The organism is Bacillus sp. FSL H8-0492 (genome assembly GCF_038006145.1).
In the GTDB taxonomy this organism is placed as follows: domain Bacteria; phylum Bacillota; class Bacilli; order Bacillales; family Bacillaceae_G; genus Bacillus_A; species Bacillus_A mycoides.
Genome location: NZ_JBBOUP010000001.1, coordinates 4,016,594 through 4,030,789 on the forward strand (window position 1 = coordinate 4,016,594; position 14,196 = coordinate 4,030,789).

General features: G+C 36.1%; 13 protein-coding genes and 1 pseudogene. 3 read left to right on the forward strand and 11 right to left on the reverse strand.

From position 1 onward, the window contains the following. The first annotated feature begins 99 nt into the window (after positions 1-99). Complete coding sequence (prsA, locus tag MHH66_RS20640; RefSeq protein WP_002011303.1) at positions 100-957, forward strand: peptidylprolyl isomerase PrsA; 858 nt, start codon at positions 100-102, stop codon at positions 955-957. A 126-nt stretch (positions 958-1,083) separates the two neighbouring features. Here the strand turns inward: prsA and MHH66_RS20645 are convergent, their stop codons facing one another. The 8 genes and pseudogenes from MHH66_RS20645 to MHH66_RS20680 form a co-directional block, all read right to left on the reverse strand. Then, positions 1,084-1,779, reverse strand: coding sequence for a hypothetical protein (locus MHH66_RS20645; RefSeq protein ID WP_078184087.1), 696 nt, complete (start codon positions 1,777-1,779; stop codon positions 1,084-1,086). A gap of 86 nt (positions 1,780-1,865) precedes the next feature. Then, positions 1,866-2,351 carry a hypothetical protein gene (locus tag MHH66_RS20650; RefSeq protein WP_078184086.1) on the reverse strand — a complete coding sequence of 162 codons (486 nt, stop codon included), beginning with the start codon at positions 2,349-2,351 and terminating at the stop codon, positions 1,866-1,868. 139 nt (positions 2,352-2,490) lie between these two features. Continuing rightward, positions 2,491-2,934, reverse strand: a complete 444-nt coding sequence (locus tag MHH66_RS20655; RefSeq protein WP_078184085.1) for a hypothetical protein — start codon at positions 2,932-2,934, stop codon at positions 2,491-2,493. A 406-nt stretch (positions 2,935-3,340) separates the two neighbouring features. Next, complete coding sequence (locus MHH66_RS20660) at positions 3,341-3,694, reverse strand: hypothetical protein (protein WP_078184084.1); 354 nt, start codon at positions 3,692-3,694, stop codon at positions 3,341-3,343. 104 nt (positions 3,695-3,798) lie between these two features. Next, positions 3,799-4,404 (reverse strand): RHS repeat-associated core domain-containing protein, encoded by a 606-nt coding sequence (locus tag MHH66_RS20665; protein ID WP_234803702.1) that lies wholly within the window; start codon positions 4,402-4,404, stop codon positions 3,799-3,801. 172 nt (positions 4,405-4,576) lie between these two features. Beyond that, positions 4,577-4,939: a hypothetical protein gene (locus tag MHH66_RS20670; protein WP_078184083.1), complete on the reverse strand. Its 363-nt coding sequence runs from the start codon at positions 4,937-4,939 to the stop codon at positions 4,577-4,579. 19 nt (positions 4,940-4,958) lie between these two features. Continuing rightward, positions 4,959-7,655: pseudogene (locus tag MHH66_RS20675) on the reverse strand (RHS repeat domain-containing protein); the annotation flags it as partial. A gap of 144 nt (positions 7,656-7,799) precedes the next feature. Then, positions 7,800-8,654, reverse strand: a complete 855-nt coding sequence (locus MHH66_RS20680) for a CvfB family protein (RefSeq protein WP_002158901.1) — start codon at positions 8,652-8,654, stop codon at positions 7,800-7,802. 284 nt (positions 8,655-8,938) lie between these two features. Here MHH66_RS20680 and MHH66_RS20685 point away from each other — a divergent pair, with 284 nt between their 5' ends. Then, positions 8,939-9,430 carry a YajQ family cyclic di-GMP-binding protein gene (locus MHH66_RS20685; RefSeq protein ID WP_002030284.1) on the forward strand — a complete coding sequence of 164 codons (492 nt, stop codon included), beginning with the start codon at positions 8,939-8,941 and terminating at the stop codon, positions 9,428-9,430. Between the two features lie 38 nt (positions 9,431-9,468). On the opposite strand, the gene MHH66_RS20690 is transcribed toward MHH66_RS20685, so the two are convergent. After that, positions 9,469-9,696, reverse strand: coding sequence for a hypothetical protein (locus MHH66_RS20690; protein ID WP_078184318.1), 228 nt, complete (start codon positions 9,694-9,696; stop codon positions 9,469-9,471). Between the two features lie 49 nt (positions 9,697-9,745). Next, positions 9,746-11,101, reverse strand: coding sequence for an alpha-amylase family glycosyl hydrolase (locus tag MHH66_RS20695; RefSeq protein ID WP_078184081.1), 1,356 nt, complete (start codon positions 11,099-11,101; stop codon positions 9,746-9,748). Positions 11,102-11,258: 157 nt separating this feature from the next. On the opposite strand from MHH66_RS20695, the gene MHH66_RS20700 reads away from it, so the two are divergent. Beyond that, positions 11,259-12,491: an ammonium transporter gene (locus MHH66_RS20700; RefSeq protein WP_002158903.1), complete on the forward strand. Its 1,233-nt coding sequence runs from the start codon at positions 11,259-11,261 to the stop codon at positions 12,489-12,491. A 202-nt stretch (positions 12,492-12,693) separates the two neighbouring features. On the opposite strand, the gene katB is transcribed toward MHH66_RS20700, so the two are convergent. Then, positions 12,694-14,160: a catalase KatB gene (gene katB / locus MHH66_RS20705; protein ID WP_078184080.1), complete on the reverse strand. Its 1,467-nt coding sequence runs from the start codon at positions 14,158-14,160 to the stop codon at positions 12,694-12,696. Between the last annotated feature and the right edge of the window lie 36 nt (positions 14,161-14,196).

Genomic DNA, 14,196 nt, shown 5'->3' on the forward strand with positions numbered 1-14,196 from the left:
TACTTTTTTTACATTTCACAGGAAAAAACATTAAAAATTCACTTCATGTTCACTTCTATATTCTACAATAGCGATAACATATTCGGATGAGGTGTTAGCATGAAAGGAAAAAGTACATTCATTATCACTGCACTAATAAGTATATTAATGCTATCTGCTTGCGGACAAAAAAATGACTCGGCCACAATCGCTACAACAACAAACTCAACCATTACGAAGAGCGATTTCGAAAAACAATTGAAAGATCGATACGGAAAAGACACGCTATACGAAATGGTAGCACAAGATGTTATTACTAAAAAATATAAAGTATCTGATGATGCAGTAGATAAAGAAGTAGAAAAAGCAAAAGATCAATACGGAGAACAATTCAAAGCAACACTAGAAAATAATCGTTTAAAAGATGAAGAAGATTTCAAAAATCAAATTAAATTCAAACTTGCATTGAATGAAGCGATTAAACAAAGCGTTACAGAAAAAGATGTGAAAGACCACTATAAACCAGAAATTAAAGCTAGTCACATTTTAGTAAGTAACGAAAATGAAGCGAAAGAGATAAAGAAGAAATTAGATACCGGCACTTCATTTGAAGAATTAGCAAAACAAGAATCTCAAGATTTAGCATCAAAAGATAATGGCGGAGACCTCGGATACTTCGGGGCAGGAAAAATGACACCTGAATTTGAAAAAGCTGCCTACAAATTAAAGCCCGGCCAAATTAGCAATCCCGTAAAATCACCAAACGGCTATCACATTATTAAACTAACTGATAAAAAAGATTTACAACCTTACGATAAAGTGAAAGACTCTATACGTAAAGACTTAGAAGAAGAACGTCTTGCCGACCCTTCCTTCGGTCAAAAATTATTACAAGATGAATTAAAAAAGGCGGATATTAAAATAAACGATAGTGACTTGAAAGATACATTTTCTCATCTTTTTGGGAAAGAGAACTAAAATAAAGCACGATCTTATTTTTTCAAATAAGGTCGTGCTTTTTCTTCAGACTTTTATAATGCCAATTGATGTGATCTAGTTCTATCTCCATTTTAATCCGGTGCTTATACCTCTTTCTTTAAAAGATTATATGCATTTCACAATTAACCACGGATACCACAATACCTCTTCTGCCTCAATTTCCCCATTATCAATTAAATGAATAATCTGCTTTGCATCTTCATACTTATCAACAAGTGATAATTCATTTAATTTCTTACCAAAATCCTCTTGTAAATTGTTATGAATAAAAGAATAAAAATTATTGTTACTAAAGCCACATATATCAAATCCTAATATTTCATCGTTTTCAACATCAACAGGTAATGAACTTTCGAGAAAGTCATATATAGAAACTTTAAAGTCATTTTCTTCTCGCTCATTCATTAAAAAACCCGTCCGATACTCTTCTGAAAGATGCAAACTAATAATCTCTAAATTTTCTATCCCTTTTAAATAATTTCGCTTAAAGAATCTCGCATCTTCTAAATTTTTAAAAGTATTCGGCCACGAGAACTTTTCTTCTTCCATTAGTGTATCTAAAAAAGATTGTCCACTTTCATGTTCCTCTTTACTAATCTTCAATCTTCCATTTATCATCTGAGCAATAGGATCATTTTTATTTGAATTACACCAAGGGAAAAACCAATAATCCGGAAATGTAGGCCGTATCCCATTACATATCGTTAAAATCGTTTTTGATAGTCCCTCAATATTGCATTCTTTATAGATAAGTTCCCTATCATAGGAAATTATGAGGTATCCAGCGTTATAAAATTTCATATGCATATCTCCTTTTCCAAGGGTTACTAAACATTCATTACAAATGTGGAATCCTCATACTTCCGGCTAGCTATACAGTTTCTACTTTACGGATGCTCTCTAGTTCCTTTATACTCATCAATAATATATCCTGAATAAGCAGTAGCCTGCCTCTCATATCCAATTCTCGTTAGTTTTATATCATTAATCCATTGGAAATAATGCGTTAGCTCATGCGCAATAGTAACCAGATAGTACCCTAAAGCTTTATCTTTTCCATTTTTCTGCACCGTATCATAATAATCCCCTGTCGAAATACGAATATACGGCTCAACATTTCGATCAAACGGCCCAAAGAAAGTACCATAGACTAGCTCTCCATCCATTGTCTTTATTTTATATGAAGTTTTCACATAAATAGGTACTCTAATTGGGAAAAAGTATTCTCGGCGCAACCATTTACAAAATTCCTTAATGGCTCTTCTTACTTCAGGATCAACATCTGTATCAAATTTCAATCGTAGTCCCGTACGGTGACTCTTCTCTTCTAAATTATAATATTCTTTCCAATTCCTCAGCGTCCAAATATGCATATTATCAGCCTCATTACTTCATATTTCCTAAAGAATGAAGGTTCATTTCGATTATTTGATTGGCTCCCCTAATTTTTCACCATTTTTAGTTTTAATGCTAAAACTATCCTACCTTCTAAAAACTATAGAATAGTTAATCCTATAACTTTTTGATGTTATAACATACCTCTTCTATACTTTTTACATCCGCTTCAAATGATACTTCATACTCCCATTTTTCACTCTTTAAATCATTTTTAGAAAAAGTAAAGTATACGAAAAATCGATTTCTTTTGAGCTTCACTTTAAGATCCATTTCCTCTTCATCGGCACTCAATACAGCTTCCTTAATTTCTTTTCGTAGTAATGCTTCTAGTTTTTTACCAAATCCAATTATTTCACTCATCAAAAACATTGGCCCTTTATACTCATAATGGACATTATTTGAGGATAAAGCTAAGAAATTCAGTTGTAAATCACGTAAATACAACTCATCATCATTTGGATACAAAGATCCAAATGATGCAATGGTTATCTTTTTTTCGCCCCCTAAAAATACCATCTCAAGTTCTTTTCTTCTTTCCACCATATGACCTTCTTCCATTGTTTATCCTTCTGCGAACAATACCTTAGAGTAATAGCATCATATTCGTAACTTGCGATCACATTTCCTTCTCCATCTGTTTCGTATAGCGGATTACTTTGTATCAAAAAAGTGTATCTCAAAATCAAACTACCTGTTTAGATTTTGAGATACACTGAATTTACTTTTCTTTTTCAAAAATACCAGCTAAGAAGAAACTAACTCCCAGAAAAATTACAATTATCGTGTTAATTGCGTAACCCAAGAGCGACATATAGGAAGTAAAACTTATTAAAATAGCATATATTAGACTCACTACTAACACCGTTACCACTTTACATTGTCCTTTTTTAACATAATCGCTAATACAACTACAATTAAACCAACATTATATACACCAATATTTCCTACATTTTATAAACTTCTTCTACACTGTCATAGCATACATAATATGAAAATAACAGCTAAGACCATAAATAATAAGTGCAATCATTGTAATATACCACTTTCCCCCGCACTTCTTTACATACTGCATAAGCCCCCAAAGGCAAAGTAATATAACTGATTGAACTACTAAGATTTTTAATGTCCCCAATAGTGTAGCTATCATAGAATAGGTAATCCATATACTCAAAAATGAACGTATAACTATAACCGCAGCAGCGATTTTTTGATAATAAAATAGTTTTATACTACCCGCATAGTAATCTTGCAAAAGAATAACAGACGCTATTAAAATATTTAAAACAAGAATCACAATAAATTCCAAAACCGCTATCAATTCTTCAATTCTCCTTCTTTAAATTTATTTACGCTTTCCTATCGCATTAGAAATACGCATTAACTTTGCTTTTGTAGAATTCTTCCTCGCTTTAGCTATACTCTCTAACCTCGCTCCTGGAAGCCTTCCAAAATATTTTTTCGGATTTTTAGCCAATCGGGATACATTACGACCCACCTGTTTAAACGGGACAGTCTCTCTTCCTTGGATAGTTTTCCCCAGAAGTCTTGCCCCCCTTTCACAGGAGTTATAAAACCTAAAACTCTCCCTACTCCTCCGAAAGCCAAACCACGTAAAGCACCTGTCCCTGTGGCTTTTAAAGCACCTTTCCAACTATATCCACTCTTCCTGTTTTTGTATAAATAAGAAGCTAATCCAAAACCAGCACCCATCGCTGCACTTGCAACCCACCATGGAGCATGCCCATCAGGATCGATCTTCATTACCGGATTATTGTCTGCATACGTATATCCATTCATTGTAACTGGGTCATCTTCATCACCCGGATCAGGATCTACCGATAAGAACACACCATGATCTGGATTATAATAACGTGCCATCAGATAATACGTGCCAATTTCTTTATCATACATGTATCCCGCATATCCAAATGGATTATCTGCTGCGATACCTTTCGTATCACTCTTTAATACATTACCCCATGCATCATATTCATACGTTGCGACAACTTCTCTATTTTGATCTGTCATCGCGACTACATCACTGTGACATATATAAAGAAAGAAGAGCCTATATTCGCTCTTCCTTCCCCAAATCATTTCTCTATTTATTCTTCATCCCCTTCTACATCATATGGTAACTTTTCATTTACACACATTTAACAAATGAATCTTTCTAACCACTAATTTTTCTGTTGATATATTAATAGCCTCTAAAAGCAAACTGAATATACATGTAAGTACCAACACCATAAATAACAAAAGCAACTATAGTAATTAGCCAATTTTCACCATTTTTTTGTACATACTTCGAGCATGTACAAATAGTAAGCAAAATTAGCAATTGGATTGCCGTCACTTTTGATATAGCAATTATAGTAGTTTCTGTCACAAATACTGTCCACATTCCTAGGAACATACGTATGCCTTGAATAATAAACAAAATCCTACTATTATTAATACTTTCTTTAATATTAATTACACAACCTTCTTGAAATAAAACAATCAATATTAATATTAAACTTAAACTCAAAACTATTATAAACTCTAAAAAATCTATCCACACTGTGCATCCCTTCTTTTCTCTATCTACGTTTTCCTACAGCATTAGAAATTTTCATAAGTTTTGCTGTCGTTGAATTTTTAAACGCTTTTTCCCTTTGTTTTTTCGCCCTCTTCATTCCATCTAGCCGAACTCCTGGATTCCTTTGGATATGTTTTCTAGGATTATTCATCAATCGTTTTGTATTGCTTATTCCTTGCCTAATTGCAGGTGTGAAACTTCTTTTTTGAAAAACTCCTCTTCCCAAGCCCTTAAGAGGACTAATAAAGCCAAAGGTCCTTCCTAGCCCACCAAAAGCCACACCTTTTACCGCTCCATATCCCGCTGCTTTAATTCCTCCTTTCCATGTGTATCCCTTATTTCTATTTTTATATAGATACTTTCCTACTTCAAAACCAGCACTTATAGCCGCACTACCAACCCACCAAGCTATATGCCCATCCGGATCCACCATCATCACCGGATTATTATCACCATACGTATATCCATTCATTGTAACCGGATCATCTTCATCACCCGGATCAGGATCCACCGATAAGAACACACCATGCTCTGGTTGATAGTATCTCGCAATCAAGTAATACATACCAATCTCTTTATCATACATGTATCCCGCATATCCAAATGGATTATCTGCTGCGATACCTTTCGTATCACTCTTTAATACATTACCCCACGAATCATATTCATACGTTGCTACAACTTCTCTATTTTGATCTGTCATCGCGACTACATCACCACGAGGATTATAGTGATAGTATAATGTTTGTCCTTGTGATTTCATCGCTAGACGCACGCCACTTGTAGAGTATACATATTGACGAAGGACGTTCCCATTTCCATCTGTCTCATATAACGGATTAATACTATCCCCATCATAGAAATAACGTGTTACTTGGCCATTTACATTCTTTTCAATACGACGATTATCCTCGTCATACTTATAAGTTGCGAATGCATTGCTCTCCCCTTGTTTTGTGATAGCTACAATCTGGTCATCTTCGTTCCACGTATACTTGTACTTTCCATCTGATGTACGATTTCCATTCGCATCATACGTTAACGATTCGTTCCCGAATTTTACAAGCTGATTTCCTTCATTGAATGTTGCCGCTATAGACTTTGTTTCTTTTCCATTCTCTACAACTTTCACACTTGTACGGTTACCAAATCCATCATATGTGTATGATTTACTTGTTCCGTTTTGTAATGTCTCGTTTAATAGTTGGTTGATCGGGTCATATACAAAGTTTGTTTCTGTTACTTTTCCGCCCGCACCTTCATGTTTAATCTTCGTACGGTTACCCGCTTGGTCATATTCATATCGTTCAGAAAGTAGAATACTGTTTGACGTACCTACTACTAAATCTTTAATTTTGTTCGCATGGTCATAGTTGAATGTAGAACCTGAACCATTTCCGGCTGTATACGTACGAACATTCCCTTGATCATCGTAATCAAATCGATACGTTTGAGAACCGTCTGTCACACGAATATTTTGATCTAACGTGTTGTAGTCATACGATACTTTATTTGTGTATCCACCTTGCGTTACTGTTTGTTCTTTTAGCTTTTCTGTCTTACTGTTTGCTTTGTCATGATACGTCCAGTCAATCTTTCCGCCCCGGCTATCCGTTGCACTTGTGACGCGGTCTGCCTTATCGTATGTTTTCGTACGTTCTACGCCGTTGACATGGTCTTTGACTTTCGTAACTTGTCCATTCTCATCACGTTCGAATGTAACTGAATCTTTTCCATTTCGCTTTTCACCAATGACGCGATCCGCTGAATCATATACAGATTCTAAAATCGAACCATTTGGCATTTTTGTCTGAATTTTGTTTGCATTTTCATCATATGTGTGTTCAATACGACGGTTTAACGCATCGATATACACTGTATTTTTATTATCTACATCATATTCATATTTGTGTGTTTGTGTTTTCCCACCAAACATGACAGATTTTTCTGTTGTATTTCCATTATGATCATAAAGATAGCTTACAGAGGTACCATTCTTTAATGTAACATTTGTTAATAGATTATCTTTATTGTAATCATATAATTTTGTATTTCCTTTTTCATCTGTCTCGCTCTTTTTATTTCCTGATGCATCGTACGTGAATGTATTTTTTTGCCCCTCTTCATCATATGCAGCAACCACATTTCCGTCGTTGTCGTACTCATTTTTAATAAGAGCATTTCCTTCTAATAAACGAACATCATCAAACCATACTTTTCCTTTATTATTGTTTCTAAATAATAGGTACACTTGAATACGCTTAATTGGTTTCTTAGCTGGAATGACAACCGCACTACGGTTCCAATCATTTGTCCCACTTGGGAATTTTGCTTGATAATTTTCACCGCTGCCATCTTGATAATGCACATCCGCCCAAATCGCATAGTCTCGTGATAGTTTATCTGGCGCATCATTTTCTACATTCTCAGATTTAGACATTCCTGTTAACGTGATTGGTTCCGCCTTTTTCTGATTTAAGTCTATATGATGACCATACCCTACATTTGAACCACCATATTGGCTACGCTCTAATAAAATAGACGAACCTCCTGTAAAACTTTCCTGATGAGAAACATCTTTTGGATCACAACTTGTCCCGTCTCCTCGAATCCATCCAGGAATACATCCTTGTTCCGTTACATTCTCTACACTACTATTTGTAACCGGATTAAAGCTAGAAGAAACTTCTCCTTTTTTAAAATAATCCCTAACACTTCGAATAATATCAAGAAAATATCGAATTTTCAATTAATTTGTCTTTTTTTACAAAAAAATGAAATAAAAAAAAAGACCTATTTTCCTCCTAAAAAACTAGAGAAAAATAGATCTTTTTCATTCACTTTATTTTTTAAAGTAAGTCCAGCCTTCTTCTTGGTAAATCTTCTCTTCTTTCATCAGTTTACCAAGTGCACGCTTAAAGGCAGCCTTACTCATATTGAAACGTTCTTTAATGTCTTCTGGGTTGCTCTTATCCCAAAAAGGCATCGCTCCGCCTCGTTCTTCCATATATGCATAAAGTACTGCTGCATCATCTTCCATTCCTTCTTCTTTACGAGGAAGAAGTGAAATGTTGATTGTACCGTCATCTTTCACGTCAATGATACGGCCTGTTACGCGCTCACCGATGCGGACTTGTTCTTTTCTTTCTGTATGGTGTAAGAAAGCACGGAAATGCTCGTCAGTTAGTATGAATGAACCAACTTGAAGTGAGCGATACACACGTCCATTTACGTTTTTATTACGCATAGATGGCGTTGCATCTACGATAATTTCTTGCATATCACTGTCTCTTGCCGGAAGAGCAATTAAACGATCACGATTCGTTAATTTTAACGTACAATATAATTCGTCGCCTTCCTCAGGCCATACTGGCATATAAATTGGAAACTCATCAAGTGGAATTAGTATATCTTTTGATACACCAATATCAACAAACACACCTAAACTAGGAATAACTTCTACAACCTTTACCCAATTCCAATCATGTGTTGTAATAATTGGTTCCTTCATTGTTGCTGAAATACGATTTTGGTGATCAAGGTATAAGAATACATCAATCGTATCGCCTTCTGCAATTTCTCCAGCTAATTCGTTTTTATGTAGGAAGATTTCTTCCTCTTCGTTTCCAACCATATATCCGATTTCCGTTTCGCGTAAAACAGTTACCTGTTCAATCGATCCTAATTGCAAATACATATTTTTTAATTCCCTTCTATATATATAAAGTTATCTTTTTTATCATTCCAAACAAAAGTTAATTATAACACGATTTTTCCTTTATTTGTCCAACTGCCCAAAATTCACTATAATTAAATAAAGACTTTATCTATAGGACTATATTACCCTACGGATGATCCGTCAAAACACTTAAGTTGCAACACTCTATCTAATCGATGTATTTTCCGCTATACTTTAATATGTATATTACATAGCCTATTTAGGTGCATTAAAAGATAGAAATTTATTTGGAGGTGCTAACTATGGCAAAAGAGAGTTCTTTTGACATCGTTTCGAAAGTAGAATTACCTGAAGTAACAAACGCAATTAACATCGCATTAAAGGAAATCCAAAACCGATATGACTTTAAAGGTAGTAAAAGTGATATTAAATTAGAAAAAGAAGTACTTGTTTTAACTTCTGATGACGAGTTCAAATTAGACCAAGTAAAAGACGTTCTAATTTCTAAACTTGTAAAACGTAACGTTCCAATTAAAAACTTGGACTACGGAAAAGTTGAAACTGCATCTGGTAACACTGTTCGCCAACGTGCAACTCTGCAACAAGGTATCGATAAAGATAACGCGAAAAAAATCAACAACATCATTAAAGAAATGAAATTAAAAGTGAAAACACAAGTACAAGATGACCAAGTACGCGTAACAGCAAAAAGCCGTGATGACTTACAAGCAGTAATCGCAGCCGTTCGCAGCGTTGACTTACCAATCGACGTACAGTTCATTAACTACCGCTAAAAAGAAACCTCCTCTATTCAGAGGAGGTTTTCTACTTATTACGAGCAACAATATATTGCTTTATCAAATGATTTTTCTGGAATATACACTTTATCATTTTCAACTTTGTATTTAATATTATTTCTCTTAAGAACCGCTGTATCAACAGAATGAACACTATCGCCCCACCGAACAAATTCCCCATCGTCACCGTTGTCCCCAAAATACAAACTTACGAATACGATAAGAAGACAAAAACATAGAGCGAACCACTTCTTTTTTCTCAAACATCTCACCTCATCATAAACTATCAATTAAGCGCAAAAGAGAGCCCCCTCATTTCCTCCTCTTTTTAACCACAATTAAAAATGCAATAAACAATACATTCACACCGACTATTAAGGAGATAAATAACCAATTCACACCAGTTTCTTCGCTAACTTTATACACATTCGACTCTTCGCGCTTTAAAACAAGGTAAAATTTTCCGTTTTCTTCTCTTATAATTTCGTCTTCTAACAATCCTCTTAACTCTTGTTTATCACCAATTGCACTTACAGGTAAGGAAACTTTTTGCGTTTCTTTCGTATTATTAATCGCTACTAATGTTACTTCGTCTTTATACTTTCTTTTTAGTATACTCATTCCATCTTTATCATATAGAAGTTCAAACGTACCGCGTCGTAAAGATGGTCTCGCTTGTCTAAGTTCACCTAGCTTCGTTATATGTTGCATAAACTTTTCATCCGATTTAAAATCCATTAATCGTCTATTATCTGGAGCATCTCCCCCATCTAATGCGATTTCAGTTCCGTAATAAAAATTCGGTATCCCCGGGGATGTTAATAAGTAAGTGAGCGCTAGTTTTAAACGAGACGGCGGGTAATACATATTTTCTTTTGCAATACGCGCAAACCGCTTTGTTTCCTGATTATCTAAAAACGTAGCGAATTCCTCTTCTTTTCCGCTCACATCATATAAAGGCTTCACAGACATATCTACTTTTGAAAATGACTCTACTATTTTTTTATAGTACTCATTATCTTCCTTTGCCATAATACGAAAATCTTTCTTTACCTTCTGCAAATCCTTTTGCACTTCATCCCAAAAAGTACGCGGCTTTTTTTCACTATGTATCACATAACTTCCGTCTAAATCGACTTCTTTTATCCACCATTTCATCGAGTCTATTAATCTTTGTTCATTTTCTTCATACGTAAATTGAAAGACAACTTTCATTCCTTTTTGATGAGCCTCATTTACAAGTTCTTTCACATCATTTTCTGTTCCGAAATGTTCATTTACTTTTTGAAAGTTTCGAACGCCTAATCCATCATACTTTTCACTTTCAAAAAGCGGTGAAAGCATAATAGTAGTAAATCCCATTTCTTTTATGTAGTCCAATCTTTTTATAATCCCTCTTATATCTCCGCCCTGATACCCTTCTAAATTACCAACGTCTAACTGTTTGTCATTTTTCGGTTCTCCGTTATTGAAGCGATCAATCATAATGGAATATATAACTTCATCTCGCCATTCCCTTTTTTCTTCCGCAAAAGTATGTACTGGTACAAACAAAATAACAGCTAAACAAAAACAAATGAATAGTTCCTTAGTCCATATTCTTTTCACACGCATCCCCCAAACTCCCAATTGTAAGAATATTATACCAATTATCAGAACAAATCGCATACGTTGATTTTATTCCTCCAAAATACCTAATGTTAGGTTTTCTAACACGACTTAAAAAGTTTTCTGAACTTTTAGTTGATTTTTCTTTTTATTTCGAATATGATATGAAACATAACAAGTCGATGTTATTTTTTCTAACATCATAGGAGGAGAGAGAATGAATACGGGAGATACAGTTTTTATTTTTGTAACTACAGTAATGGTCATGTTGATGACACCAGGATTAGCACTTTTTTACGGGGGTATGGTTCGCAGTAAAAACGTACTCAGCACGACCATGCACAGTTATAGCGCAATGGCCATCGTTTCGATTCAATGGATTGTTATCGGTTATTCTTTATCATTCGGACCAGATTGGCACGGACTTATCGGCAATCTCGATTGGTTCGGTTTAAACGGAGTTACCTACGCACCAAACCCAGACTACTCATCTACTATTCCTCACAATTTATTTATGATGTTCCAACTCATGTTCGCTATTTTAACTCCCGCTTTAATTTCAGGGGCATTCGCCGAAAGAATGCGATTTTCTGCCTTTCTTATTTTTATCCTTCTTTGGACAACAATCGTTTACAATCCTGTCGCTCATTGGGTATGGGGCGTTGGCGGATGGCTGAGAGAACTCGGTGCGCTCGACTTCGCTGGCGGTAATGTCGTTCATATCACATCTGGCGTTGCCGGTCTCGTATTAGCTATCTTCCTAGGAAAACGAAAAAACATAAGCGGTACCTCTCCTCATCATTTACCATTTACAATGTTAGGCGCAGGCTTACTCTGGTTCGGCTGGTTCGGTTTTAACGTCGGTAGTGCATTATCTTTAAATGACGTAGCTTTAACTGCATTTATTAATACAAATATAGCCGCGGCTGCCTCAGCTCTAACTTGGATGCTTTCTGAATGGTTCTTCCAATCAAAGCCGACTGCGATGGGAGCTGCTTGCGGGGTTGTTTCTGGTTTAGTCGCAATTACGCCAGCTTGCGGATTCGTTACACCTTTCTCCGCTCTTCTTATCGGAGCAATTGGCGGTATATTATGTTTCGGTGCTGTCTTCTTCTTAAAAAACAAATTCGGATACGACGATACACTCGATGCATTTGGATGCCACGGCATCGGAGGAACTTGGGGCGGTATCGCAACTGGACTATTTGCAACTACTACTGTAAACGGTGATGGCGCTAACGGATTATTTTACGGGAATGCTGCACTTCTTTTCAAACAACTTGTAGCAATCGGCGCAACATATGCATTCACGATCATAATGACGTACGCCATTATTAAAGCCATTAACTTCTTCCTCCCTGTTCGCGTCGATGAGCACGAAGAACAAATGGGGCTTGATATTTCGATGCATGGGGAGAAAGCTTATGAGTATACTGAGCGAGTAAATTAAAAAAGAGATGCAATCTATTAATAGTAGATTGCATCTCTTTTATCGCACTGATTAGCACACCCCATCCTGTATTCCCATAAATTTATCGATCGTTTCTTTCAATATATCGATTTACCGACGAATTCCGACATAGCTAAAACGCAAAATACCCTGCATGATTTTACACAAAAAAGACGACCGTTTAACAGTCGTCTTTTCCTATTTACTTCGGAACATTCCCTACATACTGCGTAATATCAACATTTAACGCCCCTGCTAAACGCATTCCGTAGTCATGATCTGCGCGGAAGAAGTTGCAAATAGCTAGTAATTTCGTTTGCTCATTTACGCCTTTTAAGTCGTTTGTTAAGTTCGCAATTAAGTTGTCTTGCTCTTCTTTAGAGAATGAACGGTAACGCTCACCCGCTTGTTTGAAGTCATTTGGTTTTTCAATTTTTTCACGAGATACGTAGCCTTCTACTTTCATAGTTGAATCGCGGTAAGCTGGATCTTCAACCGGATTTTCAGTATGGCGACTCGGTTCATAGTTTATTGTAGATGGGTTTTGATCCACTTGCATCGCACCATCACGTTGTTGGTTACGAACAGCTGCGTACGGGCAGTTTACAGGAATTTGTAAATAGTTTGCACCAAGGCGATAACGCTGCGTATCTGGGTAAGAGAATAAACGACCTTGTAATAATTTATCTTCAGATGGTTCAATACCATTTACAGTTGCACTTGGAGTAAACGCCGCTTGTTCTACTTCCGCAAAGAAGTTTTTCGGGTTACGATTTAACGTCATTGTCCCTACTTCAATTAATGGGAAGCGATCTTCCGGCCATACTTTCGTCGGATCTAGTGGATCGAAATCTAAAGAATCCGTTTCTTCTAGTTGCATCACTTGTACGTGTAAATCCCATTTCGGATAGTTTCCTTTTTCGATTGCATCGAACAAGTCACGAGTTGCATGATTGAAGTCTTTTCCTTGCACTCGCTCGACTTCTTTTGCACTTAAGTTACGTACACCTTGCTGTGGTTTCCAGTGATACTTAATGTAAACAATTTTACCTTCTGCATTAATCCATTTAAATGAATGTACGCCGAATCCTTCCATTTCACGGTAGTTTGCCGGTGTACCATAATCAGAAAATACCCACGTCATCATATGTGTAGATTCTGGAGTTAACGTCATGAAATCCCAGTAACGATCTGGCGTTTGAACATTTGTATCAGGTGCTGGCTTTAAAGAATGCACCATGTCAGGGAATTTAATTGCGTCACGAATGAAGAAAACCGGTAAATGGTTACCTACGATATCATAGTTTCCTTCTTCTGTATAAAATTTAACAGCGAACCCACGGGGATCACGAGCTGTCTCTGGAGAACCTTGACCATGAATAACCGTTGAGAAACGAACGAATACAGGTGTTTCAGTTCCTTCATTTTGTAAAAACGCTGCTTTCGTATATTGCTGCATGCTGTTTTTCGTTACGAATACACCGTGAGCACCTGCACCACGTGCATGCACAACACGCTCAGGAATACGTTCACGATCAAAGTGAGCAAGTTTTTCTACTAAATGATAGTCTTCTAACAATACCGGTCCACGGCGACCAGCTGTACGAGAGTTTTGATTATCTCCAACTGGAGCACCTTGGTTTGTTGTTAAGCGCTTATTTGGATTCATCAAGGGTGATCCTCCTCTTTCCTTCATAGTAATTAT